The sequence below is a fragment of the Colwellia psychrerythraea 34H genome (assembly GCF_000012325.1).
GTDB classification, from domain to species: domain Bacteria; phylum Pseudomonadota; class Gammaproteobacteria; order Enterobacterales; family Alteromonadaceae; genus Colwellia; species Colwellia psychrerythraea_A.
Genome location: NC_003910.7, coordinates 2,981,615 through 3,006,257, shown reverse-complemented (window position 1 = coordinate 3,006,257; position 24,643 = coordinate 2,981,615). Strand labels below are relative to the sequence as shown.

Annotated in this window: 21 protein-coding genes; 17 read left to right on the top strand and 4 right to left on the bottom strand. The window is 38.3% G+C overall.

Going from position 1 to position 24,643, the window contains the following annotated elements; translation table 11 throughout:
• Positions 1 to 10 precede the first annotated feature (10 nt).
• Complete coding sequence (locus tag CPS_RS12840; RefSeq protein WP_011043669.1) at positions 11 to 706, bottom strand: 2OG-Fe(II) oxygenase; 696 nt, start codon at positions 704 to 706, stop codon at positions 11 to 13.
• A gap of 209 nt (positions 707 to 915) precedes the next feature.
• On the opposite strand from CPS_RS12840, the gene CPS_RS12835 reads away from it, so the two are divergent.
• From CPS_RS12835 to CPS_RS12800, 8 genes are all read left to right on the top strand, one after another.
• Entirely contained in the window at positions 916 to 3,285 is a 2,370-nt protein-coding gene (locus CPS_RS12835; protein ID WP_011043668.1) for a S8 family serine peptidase, read from the top strand.
• Between the two features lie 238 nt (positions 3,286 to 3,523).
• The gene (locus CPS_RS12830) at positions 3,524 to 3,871 is read left to right on the top strand and encodes a DUF2946 domain-containing protein (RefSeq protein WP_011043667.1); all 348 of its coding nucleotides are present in this window, start codon (positions 3,524 to 3,526) and stop codon (positions 3,869 to 3,871) included.
• 286 nt (positions 3,872 to 4,157) lie between these two features.
• A complete protein-coding gene (locus CPS_RS12825) occupies positions 4,158 to 5,396 on the top strand; it encodes a TolC family protein (RefSeq protein ID WP_011043666.1) in 1,239 nt (412 codons plus the stop codon).
• Positions 5,397 to 5,459: 63 nt separating this feature from the next.
• Positions 5,460 to 6,806 (top strand): efflux RND transporter periplasmic adaptor subunit, encoded by a 1,347-nt coding sequence (locus tag CPS_RS12820; RefSeq protein WP_011043665.1) that lies wholly within the window; start codon positions 5,460 to 5,462, stop codon positions 6,804 to 6,806.
• A 14-nt stretch (positions 6,807 to 6,820) separates the two neighbouring features.
• A complete protein-coding gene (locus CPS_RS12815) occupies positions 6,821 to 10,021 on the top strand; it encodes an efflux RND transporter permease subunit (RefSeq protein WP_011043664.1) in 3,201 nt (1,066 codons plus the stop codon).
• A gap of 393 nt (positions 10,022 to 10,414) precedes the next feature.
• Positions 10,415 to 11,257 carry a TIR domain-containing protein gene (locus tag CPS_RS12810; RefSeq protein WP_011043663.1) on the top strand — a complete coding sequence of 281 codons (843 nt, stop codon included), beginning with the start codon at positions 10,415 to 10,417 and terminating at the stop codon, positions 11,255 to 11,257.
• A 153-nt stretch (positions 11,258 to 11,410) separates the two neighbouring features.
• Positions 11,411 to 14,062: a TrlF family AAA-like ATPase gene (locus tag CPS_RS12805; protein WP_011043662.1), complete on the top strand. Its 2,652-nt coding sequence runs from the start codon at positions 11,411 to 11,413 to the stop codon at positions 14,060 to 14,062.
• Positions 14,063 to 14,183: 121 nt separating this feature from the next.
• Positions 14,184 to 14,471, top strand: coding sequence for a hypothetical protein (locus tag CPS_RS12800; RefSeq protein ID WP_011043661.1), 288 nt, complete (start codon positions 14,184 to 14,186; stop codon positions 14,469 to 14,471).
• Positions 14,472 to 14,711: 240 nt separating this feature from the next.
• On the opposite strand, the gene CPS_RS12795 is transcribed toward CPS_RS12800, so the two are convergent.
• Entirely contained in the window at positions 14,712 to 15,380 is a 669-nt protein-coding gene (locus CPS_RS12795) for a glutathione S-transferase family protein (RefSeq protein WP_011043660.1), read from the bottom strand.
• 470 nt (positions 15,381 to 15,850) lie between these two features.
• Here CPS_RS12795 and CPS_RS12790 point away from each other — a divergent pair, with 470 nt between their 5' ends.
• The 3 genes from CPS_RS12790 (at position 15,851) to CPS_RS12780 (ending at position 17,894) form a co-directional block, all read left to right on the top strand.
• Positions 15,851 to 16,153 (top strand): hypothetical protein, encoded by a 303-nt coding sequence (locus CPS_RS12790; RefSeq protein ID WP_041736995.1) that lies wholly within the window; start codon positions 15,851 to 15,853, stop codon positions 16,151 to 16,153.
• 192 nt (positions 16,154 to 16,345) lie between these two features.
• Entirely contained in the window at positions 16,346 to 16,972 is a 627-nt protein-coding gene (locus tag CPS_RS12785; RefSeq protein WP_011043658.1) for a methyltransferase family protein, read from the top strand.
• Positions 16,973 to 17,102: 130 nt separating this feature from the next.
• Positions 17,103 to 17,894 carry an EcsC family protein gene (locus CPS_RS12780; protein WP_011043657.1) on the top strand — a complete coding sequence of 264 codons (792 nt, stop codon included), beginning with the start codon at positions 17,103 to 17,105 and terminating at the stop codon, positions 17,892 to 17,894.
• Positions 17,895 to 17,993: 99 nt separating this feature from the next.
• Here CPS_RS12780 and CPS_RS12775 read toward each other — a convergent pair whose 3' ends face one another.
• Positions 17,994 to 18,755 carry a spermidine synthase gene (locus tag CPS_RS12775; protein ID WP_011043656.1) on the bottom strand — a complete coding sequence of 254 codons (762 nt, stop codon included), beginning with the start codon at positions 18,753 to 18,755 and terminating at the stop codon, positions 17,994 to 17,996.
• Positions 18,756 to 18,916: 161 nt separating this feature from the next.
• Here CPS_RS12775 and CPS_RS23425 point away from each other — a divergent pair.
• The 6 genes from CPS_RS23425 to CPS_RS12740 all read left to right on the top strand — a co-directional run bounded on the left by CPS_RS23425 (position 18,917) and on the right by CPS_RS12740 (position 23,286).
• Positions 18,917 to 20,109 (top strand): IS3-like element ISCps9 family transposase gene (locus CPS_RS23425; RefSeq protein WP_076611770.1). Its coding sequence is split into 2 segments (ribosomal slippage): positions 18,917 to 19,222 and positions 19,225 to 20,109, totalling 1,191 coding nucleotides; the frame shifts between segments, so codons are not numbered across the junction.
• A gap of 44 nt (positions 20,110 to 20,153) precedes the next feature.
• Positions 20,154 to 20,471 carry a hypothetical protein gene (locus CPS_RS12760; RefSeq protein ID WP_011043655.1) on the top strand — a complete coding sequence of 106 codons (318 nt, stop codon included), beginning with the start codon at positions 20,154 to 20,156 and terminating at the stop codon, positions 20,469 to 20,471.
• 185 nt (positions 20,472 to 20,656) lie between these two features.
• On the top strand, positions 20,657 to 21,499 hold the full coding sequence (locus CPS_RS12755; protein WP_011043654.1) for an AraC family transcriptional regulator: 843 nt from the start codon (positions 20,657 to 20,659) through the stop codon (positions 21,497 to 21,499).
• 47 nt (positions 21,500 to 21,546) lie between these two features.
• Positions 21,547 to 22,275 (top strand): AzlC family ABC transporter permease, encoded by a 729-nt coding sequence (locus tag CPS_RS12750; RefSeq protein WP_011043653.1) that lies wholly within the window; start codon positions 21,547 to 21,549, stop codon positions 22,273 to 22,275.
• Entirely contained in the window at positions 22,268 to 22,588 is a 321-nt protein-coding gene (locus tag CPS_RS12745) for an AzlD domain-containing protein (RefSeq protein WP_011043652.1), read from the top strand. The genes CPS_RS12750 and CPS_RS12745 overlap by 8 nt, the downstream gene beginning before the upstream one ends.
• A 131-nt stretch (positions 22,589 to 22,719) precedes the next feature.
• On the top strand, positions 22,720 to 23,286 hold the full coding sequence (locus tag CPS_RS12740; RefSeq protein WP_011043651.1) for a hypothetical protein: 567 nt from the start codon (positions 22,720 to 22,722) through the stop codon (positions 23,284 to 23,286).
• 102 nt (positions 23,287 to 23,388) lie between these two features.
• Here CPS_RS12740 and CPS_RS12735 read toward each other — a convergent pair whose 3' ends face one another.
• Positions 23,389 to 24,618: an MFS transporter gene (locus tag CPS_RS12735; RefSeq protein ID WP_011043650.1), complete on the bottom strand. Its 1,230-nt coding sequence runs from the start codon at positions 24,616 to 24,618 to the stop codon at positions 23,389 to 23,391.
• Positions 24,619 to 24,643: the final 25 nt, after the last annotated feature.

The window sequence follows — 24,643 nt, the reverse complement described above, 5'->3', positions numbered from 1 at the left end:
CTAGACAATATTACTTCTTACCGTAGAGCTGTTCAGCTTTGTTATACATTAACCATGAAGTGACTACATATTTCTCGTCAGAAAGTGGAATATGACCTTTATGTGTATGAGTAAAACCCGCAGGAAAAATAACTAAAGAACCTTTTTTAGGTTTAACTTTTATTCCTTGATAATGAAATTCAGTTTCGCCACCTTCTTCGACATCATTTAAGTAATACAAAAAGGCTAAGACTCTGTGTAGTGGTTTATTGTGCGGCAGTTGCGGAAAAATTTCTGAATGCCAGTAATGATAACCACCAACCCCTTGCTCATATTGTTGAACAGTAAAGTTGTCGTAGCAAAAAACGTACTGGATCAGTTGGTCTAGATAAGCGGTGCCTAAACGGTCAAAGTTCTCTTTAGTCACTGAAGCAGGCATGCCTGTTTCTGGATCTGTCACCGTTGGATTCAGTGCTGAAATTAATGCCATATAATGCTCAGTTAAATAAGCTTTTACATGGGGATAGCTGGCATTTACAAGTTCAAGTTGCAGTGCTTGCCACTCTTTATCAACCATAGTGACATCATGACTATCTTTTAGGTCTGTATTCACACCGCTACCAACTCGACCACTAACGACTTTATTACTTTTTTGATGGCCTTGCATGAGTTTGTCGCAGAGTTCATCGGATAGGGCATTGTTAAACACACCAATAAATTGGCTCATAAGAGATCCTTTAAAATATTATCCAGAGGGATAATGACATGTTGCTTTCACTTTTTCATTAATTATTTAACATCAAAATAAAGATCTGTTAACACTATTGCAACAATTGTAGGGTTGGTGTTATATTTTTATGGCTTTGATGAAAATCATTGTGTACTGAATTTGTATAAAAAAATCAATAATCATAATTAACGTACTAGGAAACAAACATGTCAAATAATAAAAAATGGCTTAAATTAGCAACAAATAAAACGGTAGTACTCACTACAATAAGTGTTCTGTCACTATCAATATCGTCGGCGCTTCATGCAGCACAACCCGTCGGAGTACAAACCACAGATAATTTATTATCTGCAGTCGCTAGCTCACCTTTACCAAAGCGTTTTATTATCAAATATAAGCAATCGGGTGATTCTCAATCAGGTAACCAAAGTGTTATGAATAACGCTGCAGGTGTTAGCGATATGGCAAGCCCTACAGCTTTTGCTCGTCTAGCGGCAGTTAAGACAAAATTAAATAAAATGGGCGCTAAAGTTAAAGGCGAATACCCAGACATCAATATGATCAGCGCTGAACTAACTACATCAGATGTAATGAGCTTAGCGGTCGATGATAATGTTGAATACATAGAAGAAGATTTACAACGTCGTTTTATGGCTCAAACCGTACCTTATGGTATTGGTATGGTTCAAGCTGACCAAGTAGATGATACTGTTGCATCAGCTAACTCTGGTGGTAAAAAAATCTGCGTTATTGACTCAGGTTTAAACTTACCTCATGAAGATATGGGCGCACAAGGCGGCACCATTACCGGTACTAGTGATAGCGGAACAGGCAATTGGTTTGATCACGGTGGGCCGCACGGCACTCACGTAGCAGGAACTATTGCAGCACTGAATAATGGTATTGGTGTTCGAGGTGTTATCGGAACCGATCCTAATTTACATATTATCAAAGTCTTTAATGAAGCAGGTTGGGGTTATTCTTCTGACTTAGTTAGCGCGATTAATAAATGTGTAACTGCTGGCTCAGATGTTATTAACATGAGTTTAGGTGGAACGGGTTCAAGTGTTAGTGAGAAAAATGGCATTCAGGCCGCTTATGATGCAGGTGTATTGCTTATCGCAGCAGCGGGTAATGATGGTGTTGCAACTAGTCCTACCGATGTAGAAAGCTATCCAGCATCGTACGACTCAGTAATGTCAGTAGCCGCTATAGATAGCGCTAAAGTATTAGCTGATTTTTCTCAGAAAAACAGCCAAGTTGAAATATCAGGTCCAGGTGTTGATGTTTATTCAACTTACCCAGAAGGATTAGGATCAGTGGTTGAAGTGTCAGTTTCAGGCTCGGCTTATTCGGCCAATGCCATGGAAAACCAAGGCAATGCTACAGGCTCTTTATATGACTTTGCTACGGGTGAAGCAATTGATTCAGGCGCTAGCGGTAGTGTTTGTTTAATTCAACGAGGTAATATTTCTTTTCACGATAAAGTTAAAGCCTGTCAAGACAGCGGTGGTGTAGGTGCAATTTTATATAACAATGCAGCTGGCAGCTTCGGTGGCACTTTAGGCGATACAAACGCAACGAGTATTCCTAGTGTTACCGTATCTGATACCGATGGCGCAGCAATGTTAGCGAACATTGGTTTAAGCACTACAGTAAATATTGGCGCTGGTAACTACGGTAAAATGAGTGGTACTTCAATGGCGTCTCCACATGTTGCAGGTGTTGCTGCGCTAGTTTGGAGTCATCATCCAACCTGTACTAACGTTGAAATACGTAGTGTACTTAACGCTACTGCACAAGATCTTGGCGCGACAGGACGTGATGTTAAATTTGGTTACGGTTTAGCCCAAACTAAAGATGCTATTGACTATATTGCTGCTAATGGTTGTGATGGAAGTGGATCAGGTGGTGGCGGTACAACACCAGATGATACTGTCCTTGAAAATGGTGTTGTTAAAAACGGTTTAGCTGCTTCTACAGGTAACGAATTAGTCTTCACTATGCAAGTACCTGCTGGCGCAACTGATATCAACTTTGCTACTTCTGGTGGTACAGGTGATTCAGATTTATATGTGAAGTTTGGTGCAGAGCCAACAGACAGTGTTTACGACTGTCGTCCATACAAATCAGGTAATGTTGAATCATGTGCAAGCACGCAAGAAGGTGGCACATATTATGTGAAACTTAAAGCATATAGTGACTTTGCCGATGTTACTTTAACAGGTAGTTTTACTGAGCCTAGCACTGGTGGCGGTGACACTGTTAATCCAATTGATAGCACAGTGAACGATGTTACTGTTGCTAGAAGATCATGGACGCGTTACACCCTAGACTTAGCAGAAGGTTATGCTGATTTAGCGGTAACACTGTCAGGTGGTTCAGGTGATGCAGATTTATATGTAACGCAAGGTAAGCAATCAACAACGTCTACTTACGATTGTCGTCCTTATAAAAATGGCAATGATGAAAGTTGTAACTTTACCGCACCTGCGAGTGGCACTTGGTACATTGATATCTACGGCTATTCAGCAGCATCGGGTTTAACGCTTAACTTACAAGCGACACCAGAATAATTTGATAAGATAATTTCAGTTAATAGAATGATTTAATAACTGATCTAATAAATGATTTAAAACTGTTGATTTAAATCATTGGTAATCAAAATATTAAAAAAGGGTAACGCAAGTTACCCTTTTTTTGCTTGTTATAAAGTGTAACGATAGCGATCAACTTTATTGACGGGCTTAACTTTATTGATTAGCATAAGCGTCGAATATTCTTACATTTTTAATAGTAGAGCATACGTTACAGATGAAAAACACTTGGATTGGCTTAGTACTAGTATTATTGATTGCATTGCAATCATATGCTGCTGTGGCTGATTCAAATGAAAGTCATGTAGTCGATTCTCAACATATTCAAACAGAACATTCCCATGATAGTGATGATGTCGAACTTCTCGATGAATCATCTGACACCGAGCATAATATTAAAGATTGCCATCATTGTGGTCACTGTCAAGGCGCTCACACTCAGTGGGTTGCCACTAATAAATCGACACTACCCACTCCTGAATTTATCATCACCAATCAATATTTTTATACTGATCATTTAGATAAAGTCTTCACAGAAGAACCTGTACGCCCCCCAATCGTTTAATTTAATTTTAAAACTAACTCCGTAACAAATTTATTCTTAACTAGCACTTAGCTTAATTTAATTTAAGTCAGCCTAGTGGGTTTATCTTGGTTTAGTTACGGCATTTTATTATTAAATTACATGCCTATGTAGATCAATCAGGAAAGAGACAATACCGTCATTCCCGAGATGTCTTGTCGGGAATCCAAAACGCCAGACAATGGATCTTCGACTAGACACTTCGAAGATGACGAAATTAATGAACTCCTGAGCCAACTACATATGCATGTTAAATTAAGAGATTATTATGAAATATTTCTCAGCAAAATCTGCTGGAGTCGCATTAATTATAGGCTTCTCAGCAAGTTTATCTGTTAGTTGCTTTGCTTTTGCCAAGTCAACGTTATCAAGTGAATGGCTTGATCAACAAATCAATAAACACCCTGATATTGTCTCAGCACGTGAGCTCATGAATGCTGAATTTTCCAAAGCACAGGGCAGTAAGTTACCACTTTACAACCCCGAACTATCTACAGGTTATGAGCGCGAAGGTGACGGCAATAATTACAATATTGGTATTAGCCAAACAATTGATTTGTGGGATAAGCAGGCTGTTAATGCTGCCATTGGCGATAAAATATTAACGGCGGCCAGTAAACAATTCACTTATGCGATAGCGCAAAAAAAAGCACAAGCCTTAACAGCACTTATTAATTGGCAACTTGCCATGGATAAGTCATCACTTGCGTTTGAACAAGAACAACAATTAGAGATCTTACTTAAAATTGTGACTAAGAGGCAGAAAGCGGGTGATCTTGGTCAAGTTGAAGCTGAGTTAACCTTCTTAAATTTGTCGCAATTACTCAATAAAACGGCCCAAATACAAGCACAATTAACCCAAGCGCAAGCTCAAGTTAATGAGTTATTGCCTGATTGGCGTCCTGATACGCAAGTATATCCAGAGCAGGGCTTGGGCGTTACAAACTTTCAAGTAGCTGAGCAGTGGTTAACGCAGCACCCGCAAGTATTAGCTTCTCAAGCACTATGGCAGATGCAAAAAAGTAAAGCTCAATACGCCATGCTTGAAACCAAAGCCGACCCTACCATTGGAATAAGTGCCGGAAAAAATGATGTCGATAATGTCATCGGAGTCACTTTTTCCATGCCACTCAATATTCGTAATGATTACCAAGCCAATGCCAAAGCTGAAAACCAACAAGCTAACGCTGCCGAGGCAAGTTTTCGTTCAGTAATGCGCAAACAAAAGTATTTAATACAGGCAAGTACCGCCTCTCTAATCTCTAATAAAAAATACCTTGGCCGTTGGCAGCAGTTAATGAAAGGGCGCGGCGAACACAGCGCACAGTTATTGCAAAAACAATGGCAAGTAGGTGATTTAAATACCTCGGATTATTTATTGGCATTGCAACAAAGAGCGGAAGGTTTATACGCGGGTATTGAATTACAAGCCCAGTTCAAAATAAGCGAAGTGCAATGGCTACTCGATGTAGGTCAATTAAGTGTGGCAACCAAGCTATTAAACTAAACCTATTATCTCACTTTACGCTGCTCGATAAGCGTAAGTTGTTACAGAATTTGGAATTAAAAAATGAAAAATATAATGACGAATATTACCAGCAATAAAGTTTCTAAAAAAATGAAACTCATTACTTTAAGCAGTTTATTTATCGGCTTAGCTATCGCTTCAACCACTGCATTATCATACAAGGATGCCGCGCTAGTAAATGCGGCGTCGGTAGAGCAATCAATCGAAATAAAAACTGACCATGATCATGACGCTGAAAGTGAAAACGTACTTGATAAAAGTGGTCATGAACACGGTAGTGATGACAGCAAAGACGATCATGCGACTGAGGAAAAATCTGATCACGGTCATGACCATGGTAGTGAAACAGCAACTAAAGCAACGACTGAAGCAGAGCATGAAGAAGGCATAAGTTTTAGTCCTGAAAAAATGGCACTCGCCAATATCAAAGTGACTAGCTTAAAGCCGGCAATATTCGCTAAAAGTGTCTATGCACCAGGAGAAATAAAAGCGAACGGTTATACCAGCTATATTGTCTCCCCACGTACTGAATCGGTAGTGATCAGTCGTCATGCCATTTTGGGTGAACATGTTACTAAGGGTCAGGCTTTGGTTACATTATTTAGTGAATCAATGGCTGAAGCACAAGCACAATATCGTGTTGCATACAGTGATTGGCAGCGCACTAAAAAGTTGGGTCTTGGCACGGTTAGCGAAAGCCGTCTGTTAGCCAGTGAAACAGATTATATCTCTGCTTATGGTCGATTAACTGCCTTTGGTTTAACCAAAGCAGCCATTAAAGATATTGTAAAAAACAACTCTTCAAACCTCGGCGAATATACCTTAGTGGCTCAGCGTTCTGGTGTGGTCTTAAGTGATGATTTTTCTCAAGGGCAGCGCGTTCCTGCAGGTGAAAAAATCATGGTATTGGCAGATGAAAAAGACTTGTGGGTTGAAGCGCGTGTTTCGCCAAATAAAAAGTTAAGTCTTCCTATTGGCACCATAGCAAAAGTTGAGTTTGCCGGGCAAATACACGTGGCTAAGGTCATTCAAGAAGCCCATACCATTGACCCAAGTACCCGTACCCGAATTGTAAGATTGTCTGTTGAAAATACTGACGACAGTTTGCATTCAGGCATGTTTGTTAATGTTAATTTTCAGTTTGATACCAAAAGTCCGGTAATAGCAGTGCCAGAAACGGCATTAATGCGCGGTGCAGATGGTGATTGGACAGTATTTGTTGAAGACCACCCAGGTGAATTTAAAGCGGTTGAAGTTGAATTAGGCCAGCCATTAGGTAATTACCGTCAAATTATCGGTATCGCGCCTAATACCCGCGTGGTGACAAAAGGTGCATTTTTTGTTGCGTCAGAAATAGCAAAAGGCGGATTTGATCCGCATGGCCATTAGGGAGGAATAAGATTATGTTTAATAAAATGATTGATTGGTCGATCAATAATCGACTCTTAGTAATTATCGCCCTGATTGCCACGATGGCAGCTTCTATTATGGTGATCCCAAAACTAAATTTAGATGCTTTTCCTGATGTAACAAATGTTCAAGTAGCGGTAAACACAGAAGCACCGGGCTTGGCAGCAGAAGAAGTAGAGCAGTTAATAACCTATCCCATTGAAGCGGTAATGTATGCGTTGCCTGATGTAGAGCAAGTACGCTCTATTTCAAAAACGGGTTTATCGGGTGTTACTGTTGTCTTTAAAGAAGGTACAGATATCTACTTTGCTCGCCAGTTAGTATTTGAGCGTTTACAAGCGGCAAAAGAGTTAATTCCTCAAGGCGTGGGCACACCAGCAATGGGACCAAACACCTCAGGTTTGGGTCAAGTTTTTCAGTATTTGTTAATTGCAGATAAAGATTCTGGTTATGATTCTATGACCTTAAGAAGTTTGAACGATTGGATAGTAAAGTTATTGGTTATGCCAGTAGATGGTGTTACCGACGTCTTATCTTTTGGCGGCAATGTCAGACAGTATCAGGTCAACATTGAACCCAGTAAATTATTGTCATATGAATTAACGCAAGACGATATTGTTACCGCACTCGATAACAATAATGCCAATGTTGGCGGTTGGTACATGAACCGTGGGCAAGAGCAGTTAGTTATTCGTGGCACAGGTTGGTTTAATAGTGGCGAAGCAGGTTTAGCTGATATCAGACAAGTACCGGTTAAAACGGTTGATGGTACTGTGGTGACTATCGATGATGTGGCTAACGTTGCATTAGGTAGTGAAATACGCCAAGGCGCGGTTACTATGACGCGCAGAGATGCACAAGGTAACATTGAAAACTTAGGTGAAGTGGTTTCAGGCATAGTATTGAAACGAATGGGCGCAAATACTAAAGCAACAATTGACGGTATCAATGCACGTATTCCTATGATCAACCAAGCACTACCTGAAGGGGTACGTTTTGAACCTTTCTACGACCAAGCAGATTTAATTACTAAAGCGGTTGATACCGTAGTAGAAGCATTAGCGCTCGCATTTATATTTATCGCTATCGTACTTGCACTGTTTTTAATGAACTTGCGCGCAACCTTTTTAGTGTTAATTTCAATTCCTATTTCAATCGCTATTGCCTTAATGGTGATGTCTTGGATGGGTTTATCGGCAAACTTAATGTCATTAGGTGGTATCGCCGTTGCTATTGGTATGTTGGTTGATGGCTCTGTTGTGATGGTTGAAAACATGTTCAAACATCTAAATAGACCAGATTCAACACATTATAAAAATGCTCAAGCGAGAACGTTAGGCACAGATGCTGATCCCCATGATGTTGAACACGATGAAGAGGGTATTCCTCTACGATTAAAAGAAGCAGGGAAAGAAGTCGCACGTCCGGTATTTTTTGCTGCCTCTATTATTTTAGTGGTCTTTACCCCGTTATTTAGCTTTGAAGGGGTGGAAGCTAAACTGTTCCAGCCGATGGCTATCAGTATTATTTTAGCGGTTATTTCAGCTATTTTAGTGGCACTGTTCGTGGTACCAGCCTTAGCAACTTTTATGTTCAAAAAAGGTGTTAAAGAAAAAGAAAGTTTTGTCTTAAAACCATTAGATAAGCTGTATCGCAAAGGCCTCAAAGCCGCGATGAAACACACGAAAGTAGTCATTATTGCTTCATTGTTGTTACTCGTAGGAGCAGCATCTTTAATACCACAAATAGGGACTGAATTTGTACCAGAATTAGAAGAGGGCACTATTAACTTAAGAGCAACATTAGCGCCATCAGCAAGTTTAGAAACAGCTTTATCGGTTGCACCTATCCTTGAACAAAAGTTAATGGAGTTCCCAGAAGTAGAATATACCCTAAGTCGAATTGGTCGTGCTGAAATTGGCGGTGATCCTGAGCCAGTCAATAACATCGAAATATACATTGGTTTAAAACCTGTTTCACAATGGTCTAGTGCCGAAAACCGTGTTGAGTTACAAGGTTTAATGGAAGAGGAACTTGAACAATTCCCAGGGTTATTACTTAACTTTTCACAACCCATAGCGACACGCGTTGATGAATTACTGTCAGGTGTTAAAGCGCAACTTGCCATTAAATTGTTTGGACCAGAATTGGATATGCTGGCGAGCAAAGGTCAAGAAATTGAAGCGGCAATCAAACAAATTGATGGCGCGCGAGATGTGGCTTTAGAGCAAATCGCTGGTGAAGCACAGTTAGTGATTAAACCGAAAAGACAGCAATTGTCACGTTTTGGTTTGTCGGTTGGTGATGTCATGGAAGTGGTTAAAAATGGTATTGGTGGCGTTAGCGCTGGCCAAATAATCAATGGTAATGAACGTTACGATATTTATGTTCGCATTGAAGAAAAATACCGTGATAACCAAGAAGCTATTGCAGACCTTAGAATACAATCACCTACAGGTGCTTGGGTACGTTTAGGCGATATTGCTACCGTCAGTTTTGAATCCGGCCCACCACAAGTGCGCCGTGATGATGTACAGCGACGCGTGGTAATTCAAGCCAATGTTCAAGGTCGAGACATGGGGAGTGTTGTTAGCGATATTCGCGCAGTTATTGATAGCAAAGTAGACTTACCTGCAGGTTATTCTGTAGTGATCGGAGGTCAGTTTGAAAACCAACAACGCGCCCAGCAGCGACTAGCAGTAGTGGTGCCTCTATCATTAGCGTTAATTGCCTTACTACTTTACTTTGCCTTTGGCTCTGTTGGTCAAGCGATGCTTATTTTAGTGAATGTACCGTTAGCTGTTATTGGTGGTATTTTCTCACTGTATATTTCAGGTCAATACTTGTCAGTACCAAGTTCAGTCGGCTTTATCACCCTATTTGGTGTCGCCGTGCTTAATGGTGTAGTAATGGTAGAAAGCATTAACCAGCTGGTAAAAGATGGTTTAGATACCTCAAAAGCTGTTTTTGACGGGGCAGTATCTCGTTTACGTCCAGTATTAATGACCGCCATTACTTCTGCGTTAGGTTTGATCCCAATGCTGATGTCCAATGGTGTTGGCGCTGAAATTCAACGACCTCTGGCGAGTGTGATTGTTGGCGGTTTGGTTACCGCGACATTACTTACCTTATTTGTATTACCGGTTTTATATGCTTGGTTCTCAAAAGCCAAAATCAAAGATCTTAGAGGATAATTTATTAAGCTAAAGGGTAACGCAAGTTACCCTTTTTTATAATGATAAAAAATTAAATAACAAGAGTGAGGTAGAGTACAAAATAGAGTTGGTTTAGGTAAATTAATTAGTCTATTTCGTTTTAAAAAAATAATTTTTAATATCAAAACAGTCTTATTTCTAGTTTAAATTAAACCGTTTATTGATACAGTTTCTTCTTTCTACAAAAAAGCAGGGAAATCACCTTTTTTCATACATCAACCACTTAGCCCATGATTTTTAACTCGTTGATCTATCTATAACAATCAAGTAACCTCTTGCTAATATAAATTATGGACGATTTATCCCATCTTCTAGAAAGAAGGTAGTTTCCTCATAATAAACTGTTAGCTGTACATGGAGATTTGGTCACAAATGAGTAAACCGAGAATATTCATAGGCTCCTCAGTAGAGAGTTTACCTATAGCTGACGCAATAGCTGAAAATTTAGAGTTTGATGCTGAAGTTACTATATGGCGTAGTGGTACATTTAACTTATCAAGTAATACGTTAGATGATCTTATTTTAAAGTCTAAATCAGTAGATTTTTCAGCTTTTATATTTTCTCCTGATGACTTGGCTATTATGCGGTCAAGGGAACAGTATGTTGTACGAGATAATGTACTCTTTGAGCTTGGTTTGTTTATTGGTTCTATCGGTAAAGAAAGATGCTTTATTATAAAGCCTCGTGATGTAGAGCTACATTTCCCAAGTGATTTACTCGGTATAACGCCAACAGATTATGATCCCAATCGTTCCGATGATAACTTAACATCATCATTAACCTATGCTTCAACGCAAATAAAAAGGGAAATGAATAATAAAGGTGTGTTCAAAGAGATTAGTACACCTAAAGTTCAAAAGCTTGATGTTAATAATGTATTAAGTGACGTATCAGAAAATGATCTTATAATCTTGGGTTCATTGCTAGAAAGTTACAATAACGATGTCGAAGGCTGTATAAGCTGGGACTTACCTAATAAAATTCAACAGCATATTCCGACACCAACCCTAAATCTTGCTGTAGTTAAACTGCAAAGAATTGGCTTAATTCAGAAAGAGAATGGAAGCGACTTTAATGGCAATGAATATTTTACTTATCGTTTAACTGATTATGGCGTCGATATTTGCTTAAAATATGAAGACACCATTGCTAAATTGTTTGCTCCAATACCTCAACAAAGCTATGGGTATGTACAACAAGCACCAAAAAAATAGCTCGGTGTAAAGTACAGCTAACAAGGCAATCAAACGGAAAATTTACAGTTGGCTGTTTTTCGTGCCTCAAACATTGTAGCCAACAGTAATATTCCGCTTATCGCGGCGTTATTAAGCCCTGCTAGCTTCGGTGTTAAATTTAAGGATGAATATATGAATATTGCTGTTGAGCATACTAGGGCAAAATTCTGGAAGTGCGCATTACAAGTAAACCCTGCAAGTTATATACAGTACCGAGGGAAAAATCAGGATATTTCAGAAGATGACTACAATCAGAGACTATTAGAAGTCTGCCTTGAGGAATCAATAAAAGTTGTAGGAATAGCCGATCATGGTAATGTTGATTCTGTTGTGAAAATCAAAGAAACCTTTAATGCTCAAGGAGTCATCGTCTTTCCAGGGTTTGAAATTGCATCTAGCGAGAAAATACATTTAGTTTGTTTATACCCAGAAGATACAAGTCTTCAAACTTTAAATAATTATTTATATGAGTTTGACATAGATACTTCTAACGGCACAAATCCATCAACTAAAAGTGCAGACTTTATTCTGTCAACCGTTATAGATAAAGGTGGCTTTGTGTACGCTGCACATTGCACAGATGACAGCGGGGTTTTAAAACAAAAATTAAACAACATTTGGAAAAACCCGAATTTACATGCTGCACAAATACCTACTTCATTAGAAGCCCTTAAAGAGCAAGGTGATCAAGCAAATCACCAGATCCTTCTAAATAAAAATCCTGATTATATGCGTGAAAAAAATATTGCGATTATAAATGCTAAAGATATCGAAGATCCTGAAACATTAAGAAAAGAAAATGCGACTTGCTTGGTGAAAATGACAAAACCTTGTTTTTCCTCATTTAAACTAGCGTTTTCAGATTCTGAATCTCGTGTTCGCCTCAACTCTGATATTAAAGAGAAATATTACTCTAGAATAGAGGCTGTTAGGTTTGTTGGTGGGTTTCTCGATGGAATTCATATCAACTATTCCGAGCATTTAAATGCTTTAATAGGCGGTAGAGGAACAGGTAAATCGACTTTAATAGAGTCAATTCGTTATGTGTTAAATATTGAACCTATTAGTAAAGAAACAAAAGCACAGCACCTTAAAGTTATAAAGCAGAATCTTGGTTCAGGGTTCGCTGAATTGACTGTCAAATCAGCAGTAAAACATGGAAAATTATATAAAATATCAAGACGCTATGGTGAATCCCCGATAGTAAAAGATGAAAGCGGATCTGTTTCTACTTTTTCTCCTAGAGACTTATTACCTGATATTGAAATCTTTGGTCAAAATGAAATTCATGAAATCGCCAAAGAATCAAGTGAACAACTAAAAGTAGTAGAGCGATTTCTAAATACAGATAAAATTGAGCAAGAGTCAGGTATTTCAACAGTTAAAGAGTCGTTAGTTACAACAAGAAATAATATATCTGATTTAACATCTAGTGTCTCTAGCATGGAATCTGATGTGGAAGACTTGAAGGCTCACGAGGAAGATGAAAATAGGTATAAAGAGCTTGGAATAGACCAGCAATTGAAACTATTACCAATCGTTGAGTCGGAAAGAAGTACCTTCAAAACTGTTTCAGGAAAGATGGAAACGTTAAAGGAAGCACTAAAAGAGTTTTCTGAATCTATCCCATGCGCTGACTTTATTACCGAAGAGTCGATTAAGGAATTTCCCGATAAAACAATATTTGAAAATGCTAAATTAGCCTTAGTTGAATTAAAAGATAACATCAATCTATCTATTGAAAAAATGGAACTTGATTCAGACAGTTCTCAGCAGAAGATAGAACTACTTGATAAAGAACTTCAAGAAAGCATAGAGAAACAAGAAGACTCTATCACTAAAGAGTTTAAAAAATTGGCTCCTGTTGAAGGTTTAACTGGAAAACAAATTGGTGAACAATATCGGGATCTAATTAAAAATATCGAGAGATTAAAACCCAAACGTGCGGAACTTGTAAATGAACAAGGTAAACTGGACAAAGAAATAGCTACAAGAAAGGCACTGCTGGCTGAGTTGTCCGAGAAAAAAACCAACCGAGCTACCGCCTTTGAAAAGGGCGTAAAAAGGCTGAATAGAAAATTAAAGGGCAATATAAAGGTAAATTACTCAGCAGAAAAAAACAGACTTGGATTAATAAAACTCATCGTAAGCTATCGTTTATCTGATGTCGCTGAGGGAAGACTTTCTTGGATGAAAGGAGTAGAGGAGTTCTCGGCCCCTCTATTAGCAGAGACTATCAAGAAAGGACAGGCTGCTTTATTAGAGAAAGATTGGGGGATGACTTCCACTACCGCTGATAGATTATCAAAAATCAGCAATAAACAAATAATGGAAATTGAAGAGTTTAAGATCGATGATTTGGTTAGCATTGAGTTGAATGTTTCGAGTAATGATGAGCCTTTATATAAAAAACTTGATTCATTATCAACAGGTCAACAGTGTACAGCATTATTGCACATGCTCTTACTTGATAACCAAGATCCTCTACTTTTAGATCAACCTGAAGATAATCTCGACAACGCATTTATAGCAGAGCGAATTGTTACTCAGGTGCGAGATGCCAAACTAACTAGACAGTTTATTTTTGCTACTCATAACGCAAACATACCTGTTTTTGGTGACGCTGAGTGGATTGGAGTTTTGGAGTCAACGAATGAAAATGCAACTTTGCCTATTCAGAATCAAGGCTCAATAGATCAGCCAAATATTCAAAATCTTGCTGCCAAAATTCTTGAGGGTGGCGAGGACGCATTTAATAGAAGAAAAGAAAAATATGGCTTTTAGTAAGGGCTAAATAAGGCATTCAAACGGACAAACAACAGTTGGCTACGTTTCGCTATACAATTTTAGACAACCATTACTTAGCCTGTTATTTAGGCGTTATAACCCAAAATGGAGATTGAGCGTGAAGTTCAAACAGAAAGTATTCATAGCAAGTATTCTAGCTTTAACTATTTCAATGCCTGTCCTATCGGATATGTTTACTCCAAGCCATTCATGCTCCAAGCCTATTAAACCTTATCAGTTTAATTCTCAATGGGAATTAGATAACTTTAATAATGATGTAGATATGTTTAAAAGTTGTATTCAAGATTTCATAGATGAACAAAATAGAGCGGCTAAAAAACATGCTCAAGCAGCAGATGATGCTATAGAAGAATGGAATAACTTTGTTAATTATGAGCTCAATTGAGGTATAAGCTAATTAATAAGGACAAATAACAGTTGGCTGATTCCGCTTCGTTTCAAATATTAGCCAACAATCATTTGCCCGTTAATTAGTGCCATTTTTCTAATCTAGCAAATTGAGTTCATGTCGAATGACATAAATCCTATCACTTAAACCATTAACATTTTGTTCACCATTATCATGGAGTTTATAATCAACGGTTATTTAGAGGCAGTTTCTTGCGGCATGTAAACAATGAATATGTTATGTCTCACCGCAATACATTTGATTGATTTTTAGAAACCATTTTTCAACATGCTCACTGAAATGTGACACTTGGAATACTTGGCTAGTTTCAATAAGCCATTTTAACGTTCCGAAAACTATAAAATCAGCATATAAGGGAGTAGAGCCACTGATAAACTCTGACTTAGTTAAGTAAGTATCTAAAATACTGAGCTTGCTTAGTAGATTTACTTTAGCCGTTTCATGATTTTCCGACTGTATTGATTCCAAGTTGTTACCGAAAAACTTCTCACGTGATGTTTTAAAGTAACCTTTATCTTTTTCCTGCAAACAATCATGAATATCTGCAATGGCCATTTTCGCTATATCGCCATGTAAGGTGTTTGCCCAAGTTTCAATAAACTTAGCTAAGGCTTTACCTTCATTGGAATTAAATAATGAGGGTTTTAATGGATATTTTTCTTCTAAATATTCAACAATGTCAAAAGATTCATTAAGCGCGAAGTTTCCATCATGTAACACCGGCACAGCTTTAAATTCACCATTAGAGATGTTTTGTATCTCTGTAAACGCAGTATCAACGCCGGAGAACTCTACTTGCTTGTGCAATAATGCTAGGCGTACACGCCAACAATAAGGGCTAAATACTAGATTGTTTTTGCCTGCTAATTCATAAAGCTTGATCATTTTTAAGTCTCATTGATTAATGTCGTTAAGGTTACGTGATTACATAGCAAATTAGATGACTGCTCATGTGTTACATGGCTATGCTTTATAGTTTTAAGCCATGTTAGGTTATTCAAGCTACAGTAAAAGTTGATAATTTTCAATTTGCTTTAGAGAACTTTGCTAGTGTTCCTTTATTTTCTCCGGTGTACTTTAATTGCCGTTTTACTGATACATCTCAGTAATATCCAAGTTAAGAGATAAATTAATCTTTTTCAGTTTATAAAGCTTTGAAATTGTGTGATATTAATGCCTATTGAATTATTTTTATGAGATAGACATTACTGAGAAATCTCTATAATAAGCTGTTTTGTTTTTCTCAGGGTAGGTGGTTAATTAAACTATGGATAGTAACGAGTTAATCATTCAATTGGATGTAACTATAATTTGCCCATCATTAGGGAGTTACACGTACAAAAAAGGGTTCGAACATGAATTTAAAATTTAAGTTAATATTCTCAGCAGCTATTCTTATTTTGATAAATGGGTGTAGCACTTATAGCGCAGAAGATTATGGGGATTCTGATGTCAGTAATAAAGAATCTTTATGTATAAATATGGAGCCGTCTCAAGAGATGAAATGTAAGGAAAGAGAAAATAGCTTACTAATCGGATTAGGTGCGGACAAAAATTGTAATCACCCATATGAGTATGAAAAAAACAGATGTAAAAGAGAACAAGAAAATCAACAAAAGGCACTTGACGAATCGCTTAAAAAACACATAAATAAATAGTACGTATAACCAGCGCTTGAAACGGAAAAAAAACAATTGGCTTTGTTTCCCTTCACAATATATAGCCAACCATTTCGCGCCACTTATTACTGCGCTTATTACTGCGCTTATTACGGTGTTATGTACAAATACGTCATACGCAGAATGTATTACTGAATATATTGGTACTCAGGTATTACGAAGAAGAGAATTATGGTTTTAGGTTTTAATGCGTCAGAAATTATCGAGTTTACTAAGATATACTTAGCTGTTTTCTATTCAATCGTCGCAACATTTTATACTTTTAGATTGATTAACAAGAAACGACAGAATGGTAAATCATTGGTGTTTTCAGGAAAACCGTTTTGCAAGACTTGGTGGAACCATATTGCCTTTCGTTTTTTCCGTATCTCTATATGGATGGTATGTTTATTTAGACTGTTTTACCCTAATATTGATAATTATTTGGGTATGATCAATATCCTGGAGTTACCATCAGTTATAACACTAGGGTTAATATTATTAACGGTTGGCTTCCTCTCAACTGCATTAATTCATTATAGTTTAGGAAAAGAATGGCGTTCTGGTATTGATCCTTCTGGACCAGCCAGAGTTATTACAAGTGGGGCTTATCAATTTTCACGTAACCCAATGTTTGTTTGTATAGCAGTTGCGCAACTAGGTTTTTTCTTCGCTATGCCTTCTATTTTTTCATTGGTATGTTTAACTATTGGTTTATACACGCTAAACAGTCAGACCTTAGAAGAAGAGATACATTTATCTAAAAAATTTCCTATAGAGTATGCTGCTTATGCATCAAAGGTGCGACGTTGGGTATAAGTTGATAAATAGCACACAACAGGGCGCTCAAGAGGGTAAATTTACAGTTGGCTTTGTTGTTCACTCCGTTCACCTATTATAGCCAACTCTATTTTGCCCCTTAAATGGGCGTAACCATTAAGGGGGTTACTTGAAAATTTCTGAGTTACATGAAAAAGAGCTTTTAGTTGCAAAATCTTTATTAGAGAACCCAGGACTTGCTGCAAAAATAACTAACCTTATAGGTACTCCTATTGAAAAAGGTTTAGATTTACTTCCTGATGATTGGAGTAAAAATATAGCTAAAGTGACAGAGAAATCTCTAATTAAGGCATCTGATGCTGCGATATTTACGATGAAAGATATTCCTGGAGAAGGATCGTCTAATATTTGGCATAAGTTGGGAGTTGCAGTTAGTGGTGGTGTCGGTGGTTTCTTTGGCTTGGCGGCAATAGCTGTTGAACTACCGATTTCAACATCAATAATGTTGCGTTCTATAGCTGATATTGCTCGTAGCGAAGGTGAATCGATTACAACACCTGAAACTCAAATGGCTTGTTTAGAGGTGTTTGCATTGGGAGGGCCAAGTGATCTAGATGATGGGAGTGAGTCAGGGTATTTTGCGATAAGAGCAGCACTAGCAAAGTCAGTTGCTGAAGCAGCAGAATTTATTCTAAAAAAAGGTATTACCGATGAAGCAGCTCCTATTTTAATTAAATTAATTGCTAAAATCGCTGAAAAGTTTGGTGTTCAAGTTACTCAAAAAGCAGCTGCACAAGCCGTTCCTGCTATTGGTGCAGCTGGCGGCGCAATCATAAATACTTTATTTATTGATCACTTTCAAGACATGGCTAGAGGTCATTTTATTGTTAGAAAATTAGAACGTGTATATGGATATGAAGTAGTCAAAGACGCATATGATGCATTACCTAAAAATGGCTAACAAGTCTTAAAGCAGGACTAAAAACAACTGCCTGTTTCACTCCTCTCCATTTTAGCCCAGAATTTTAGCCTCTTAATGAGGCCTTAACTATGAACATCCTCATGAACTTTGTGTATCCCACAGTAATTCGGCATAACGTTCTATCGGAATGTTCATTTGCTCTTGCAAGCATTGACCTCTAGTAAGTAGTTCTTCTCTATTTATCGAAGGGATGTCGTTTTTGAATGCGAGTACGATCGTGTTTCCACTGTCTACTTCGAAACAGAGTAGTTGATTTTCAAATTCGAACGCGAGTAATTCATCTAACTCTTCTCGTAAGTTAAGTGTCGTATGGCAGATATTGAGCACGAGGACACCGTGTTTGTTGAGTGCATTTTTACAATCACGCAAATAGGATAATTGTATTTGTTTCGGTTCCATGCCTTGTGAGTTGTATAGATCTGAAAATATAATGTCGCTTTTAATAACGGTATTTTTCATGTAGTTCACAGCATTGTCTATATGAATAAAGAGGCGGTCAGTGTCGGGCAAGTAAAAATATTCTTTTGCGGTTTTAGCGACTGCTTCACGGTACTCAATCGCGTGTACGTTCAGTTTTGAGAAACTACTGAGCAGGTTCTTTGCCATAGAGCCTGCACCTAATCCTATGACGGTGGCTGTTTTTACTGTGGGGATAAATAATAAACCCGCCATCATTGCTTGGGTGTAGCCGAGATGTAATCCATTAATGTTATTGAGTTTCATGCAACTTTGATATATTTTCCCATCAAAGCTGAGAATTCGGCTGGTCTTTGTTTGGTACACATAAATCGGGCCGTGCTCATCTGCTGTTGATAAGATACATTTTCCATTGATATCCATGGTATTTTTAAGACCTTTTAAATCCGTGTATTTAGCTGGTAGGGTATTATAATGAAAAATAGCAATGTCGAGTGAGTCTGCTCTATAACAAGCGTTTTAACAAGGACAATGAAGTTCCCCCGTTTTAGTGGACACCTCCTCATAACATTGAGGAGGCTAAAATGCCTAGATATACCCAACCTAAAAAGACGTGGTTTTACCCTGTTAATTTCAAAATTAAAGCTGTCGAGCTAAGCTTACGAAACGACATGTTATCTAAGGATGTTGCTCAAGCGTTGGATATTCACCCGTTAATGCTAAGCCGTTGGCGTAAAGAATACCGAGAAGGGAAGTTTAAAAAAAACCAACACTATCAGAGCAATAGTGAACTCATGAGTAAAATCCCCACAAAGAAAGAACTAAATAAAATTAAACAGCTGCAAAAAGAAAACGACCGTTTAAAAATGGAAAATGATTTACTAAAAAAGTGGCAACGGTATCTGGCGGAAGTCCATCAGAGCGATTTGGATTCATCGAAAAACACAAAGAAGCCTTAGGTGTTAAATACCTTTGCTCATGGCTTGATGTCTCTCGTAGTGGCTTTTATGCATGGCGACGACGTCCACGTTCAATGCGTGCTATTAATGATGCGGATTTACTTTTAAATATCAAACAAGTCTTTAATAACAATCATCAAACCTACGGCAGCCCACGCGTATTTCATGCATTAAAGCGTGAAGGTATTACAACGAGTGAGAAGCGTGTTGCACGGTTGATGCGAGAAAATGGCTTACGCGCTAGAGCGCTCAAGACTTATAGCAGGCCAGCTAAGGTGAAGTTCTTTTATAAAGCGATCAAAAACAATCGTAAAAACATAAGTAAGCCTGATGCTATCAATCAGCAATGGTCGGGAGATATTACGTACCTGAAAGTAGGATCGCGCTGGTATTACTTAGCCGTTGTATTAGATTTATTTTCACGTCGTATCATTGGTTGGGCTTTTGGTCAGAACAAATCAACAGCGCTGACACTGAAAGCGCTGCAGCTAGCAATAAAGAAGCGTAAACCGACACAACCCTTGTTATTTCATACTGACAGAGGCGCTGAATATCGAGCACATGTAGTGCAGCAGTTCTTAGTTAAACATAACATTACGGCGAGTATGAACCGTCCAGGTTGTTGTACTGATAATGCTGAAGTTGAATCATTTTTTCATTCATTAAAAGCTGATTTAATCAGAGGGAATGTCTTCGCGACTACTGATAAATTACATTCAAAATTAAAAGGTTACATGAACTATTTTTACAATAGACAACGATTGCATTCAAGTTTAGGATATAAAACACCTGCTGAGTTTGAATTGGCGGTGAATTAAAGTGGATGGTGTCCACTTTATCGGGGGAAGATCACAAAAAATAGATGGCATTAAAAGTAGATTTTAAACAGTTTCTTGACGAAAAGGGCGAGGTACTAGCGCTTACGGAACAGGCAAAAACGGTATTCAACTTTCTGACTAAGATAGTGTTATCGGTTTCTGAGAATATCGAACAGCCACTCATTGACGTTGATTTAAATTGTAATACCCGAGGGACTGAACTGTCATGTGAGGGAAGTATTGAAGCATCATGTAGCTCAATAAATATAATTGAATGGCATTGCGACACCTGTGAAGCGTCTGGCACTATTTCTAATTGGAAAGGAAGTATATGGGATATTCAAAAAAGGACAATTCATTAGTCCGTGAGTTAGCTTCGTAAATCAGTTTCGTAAGTCAGCTTCGTCGTTCAAGTTTTAAATTCAGCTTCGACTCTCAGCTTCAAGGAAATTAGAGGGTTCATTAAACTTGATAAAAGGTGCAAATAGCTGTGATCAACAACAGCAATATTGTACTATTTTTTTAGAATGAAATTTAATTGCTAGCTATGGATAATAAAACACAGGAAAAAGCCGACTTTACCCTTGCCAATGCCTATGGTGGCGTTGAAATGGTTCGCGCCGATTATAAAGGTCAAGCGTTCTCTAAACATGTGCACGAAGGTTACACGATTGGTGTGATTGAAAAGGGCGCACAACGCTTTTACCGTAGTGGTGAAATTCATACCGCTGATACAAACTCTATTATTTTGGTTAATGCCGACGATGTACACACGGGTGAATCTGCTTCATCGGGTGGCTGGCAATATCGTGCCATGTATCCTTTGCCTGAACATTTTGAAAATATCAGTAACGACCTCTATGACAAGGGAAAATTTGCGCCATATTTTGGTTCTTCTGTGATTAACGATCCGCTATTAACAGATCAATTAAGACTGTTATTTAATCAAGTAGATAACAATGCTTCGCAGCTACTAACAGAAACTATCATGTATAGCTTGATGTTAAGGTTAACCTTAAGGCATTCATCACTTCGCCATGTGCCAAAAGATATTTCAGGCAGCAAAGCAAAACTGCTACGGGTAAAAGAGTATTTAGATAGTTATCCCGCTGAAGATATATCGTTGAAACAATTGGCGATAATTGCGGGTTTAAGTCAATACCACTTTATTAGACAATTCAAAAAAATGTTCGATCTTGCCCCGCATAGCTACCAGATACAGGCCAGATTAAAGAAAGCAAAAACGTTACTAAAAGCGGGGGTTAAACCCGTTATGGTGGCGAGTGATTGTGGCTTTCATGATCAAAGCCATTTCAATAGACACTTTAAAAAAGCCTTAGGTACTTCCCCTAGTAAGTTTCAAAAACAAGCAGTTTTGTACAAGAACTAAAAACGATTCCCCTGTAAACTCTTTCAAAATATTGAAGGAGAGCGTTAATGCCAAGTAGAACAGCTATTGCTGAGGGATCTACCCCTAGTGATTTTAAAATTATGTATCAAGCCATCGTTGATATATTCCCGCTTTCACTCGCTGTGGTGCCTTGGGGAATTCTGTGTGGCTCATTAGCAATCACTGTCGGTTTAACCCCGTTACAAGCGCAACTTATGTCATTGTTAATTTTTGCGGGCGCAGCTCAACTTGCCGCATTAACTATGATGGGCGCAGTTGGTTCTTTATCTTCGATGTTTTCCTCAACCTTTGTTATAAGTTCCAGACATTTGCTTTATTCCGCTGTTTTTCGAGAGCATGTCAGAAAAAGCTCATTAGGTCTTCGTTGCAGTATTGCCTTTTTTCTTACCGATGAAATGTTTGCGGTAACCTGTGCTTATATGGCGAAGCATAAAAAATTTAGTGCTGTTTACGCACTCAGCTCTGGTATTACTTTTTATGTATTTTGGAACGTTGCAACTTTTACAGGCATTGTTGCTGGCCAACATATCCCAAACCTTGAACATTTAGGGTTGGAATTTGCGATAGCGGCAACCTTCATTGCGATAGTTATTCCGACAATCAAGAATAGATCGACCTTGATATCCGTTATCAGTAGTGGTGTAAGTGCGATTGTACTTTCAATATTTATGAAGGAATATGCGCTCATCGCAGCCACCTTTATAGGTATGTTTTGTGGCTATTTAACAAAAGAAAAGAGTGTTATTAATGAATGATTTTTGGTTAGCCTTACTCGGCATGACATGTATTACTTTTACCTGTCGATACTTCTTTTTCTCAACCTCAGTACCGTTTGAACTTGGACCAAAAGTAAAACGCTTACTTAGTTATACCGCGCCTTCTGTATTAACAGCGATGTGGGTCCCGATTGTTTTTCTTGGACATCAAGAATCTAATGGTGATTTTATTACCAGCCCTTTTTTAATCGCCGGAGTTACCACGGTAATCTTTAGCCTGAAAATAAAAAATACGCTGGCCATCGTAATTTTTGGTATGGGAATTTTTGGCGCATTAAAGCTGTTTTTCTAACTTAGTTAGGGAGATGAAGCGGGATAGGAAATCTCTTACAGTGAGCAAAAACCCTACTTAAGTGTCATGGACTTAATTTCTCTAATAGGTAAGCTTAGTTAAGCAATATAATGCCAACTAGGAGTATTTAGATGTTCACAATAATTAGAACTTTTGTCACGAGTGTATTGATACTGGCTACGTTCGTTTCACCCGTCAGTTATAGTGCCTCGACCTTAAGTGGCACCAAAACAATAAATTTAATCGCTAAAGATGGTCAGCGTATAGCTATTGGCAATATCGAGTTTTTACCTTCATCAGATAAAATTAAGTATCAATTACATATTGATCATACTCGTTTTAAAGATTATTTTTTATCGATGAAAGAGATGAAATGTTTAGAAGGACCTGAACTCTGGTGTCATATCCGATATCCCTATGCGCAGCCTCGTACTGTAACACGGGACGATTTACGTTGGTTAGAGCACGACTTACTCTTTATGTTCAAGAAAAACAATGAGTTTGGGGCTAACTTCTGGAATGGTGTTTATTATTCGATGACGATAAAAGAAGGCGTTATTTTGGGTGAAGCACAAGCGATAGACCTTAACTTACTTTCAGCACCGCCTGAAGATTTAGAGACGCCTTTTTATTCTGAAGACTTACGAGATGAAATAGAACGGGTACAACGTTGGTTACCTGATTTAGAAATTCGTTAATTAATTGCTGTGTCATGAAGTGAACTAAAAAAGAGAATAACAGTTTAATGTTATTCTCTTTTTTTATGATGAAATTAGTTAAGCAACTAGTTAAACCATGAGTTAAACGACAGGATTTGTTTCTTTTAACGCTAATATTTCATCTTCTTTACGTTGAGACACTGTACAGCGCTGTAAAAGCCAACAAAGCAGATAAATCAAACCATAAATCACCATGCCACCAGCGAGAACGCCATTCCATGTGCCATATTGCCAACAGGCAATTAAGTAAAAGCCACCCAGACTACCGCCAACGTAATAGTGCACAAGATATAACGCAGTTGCTGTTGCTTTAGCGGTTTCTGCTTTTTGACTCACCCATGCATACGCAAGTGAGTGGGTGAAAAAAGAGCCAGAGCTAATAAGTAATAGACCGATCAGCATAGTGTATAGTGAATCATATGCGGCAACCCACATACCTAACGCACTGACGGTTGTCCCTAAAAGCATGCCTTTGATCGGACTGTATACTTGGCTCCAACGACCACTGATCTTTGCTGTAATAGTACCGCTGAGATAACACAAAAATATCATCGACGTTAAGCTGATTGACAATGAATAGGGTGCTGCGACAAGACGAAATCCCATGACTGTGTAGAGGTTAACGAATATTGCAAAATTCAATCCACCTATCAGCATAGCCAACCATAATTTTTTTTGTTTTAAGTGACAGACCACTTGTCTGTTATGGCTACGGAATTGTCCTTTCTTTTGCGTAAAATATAGTTGCTCAGGCAACAGTCTGTTCACTAAAACTGCACCCAATAAGCTGGCAACAGCCATACCAATCACCGCAATTTCCCATCCCCAATATTCAGTGATAAAACCGCCGTACAACCGACCCGTGATCCCGCCTAAAGAGTTGGCACTAATATAACTGCCAACGGCAAGCATTAGTGCTTTCGGGGTAAACTCTTCAGCCATGTAGGCCACAGCAACCGCTGCAAAGCCAGCAATAGAGATGCCCATTACCCCGCGAACTAGGGTTAACATCAACAATGAATCTGTTAGCAACATTGCCAAGCCAGCAAAGGGCAATAAGAAAAGGCTTAGCATCATCACGTTACGACGACCAAATATTTCTGAGCCGATAGCCCATGGCACCAACGTCAGCGCTAAGGTGAAGGTACATGACGCTAGTAGCCAGTTTATTTCAATGGCACTGGCGTTAAATTTTTCAGCCATCAGGGGCAACATAGGCTGGAACATGTATAAATTACAAAATACGAGGAAAGATCCTAACGCTAACGCAAAACTTGCACGGCGGTAGGCGGAGGTTTTTATTTCAATCATGGTGACGAGCTCGGAAAGTACTGTT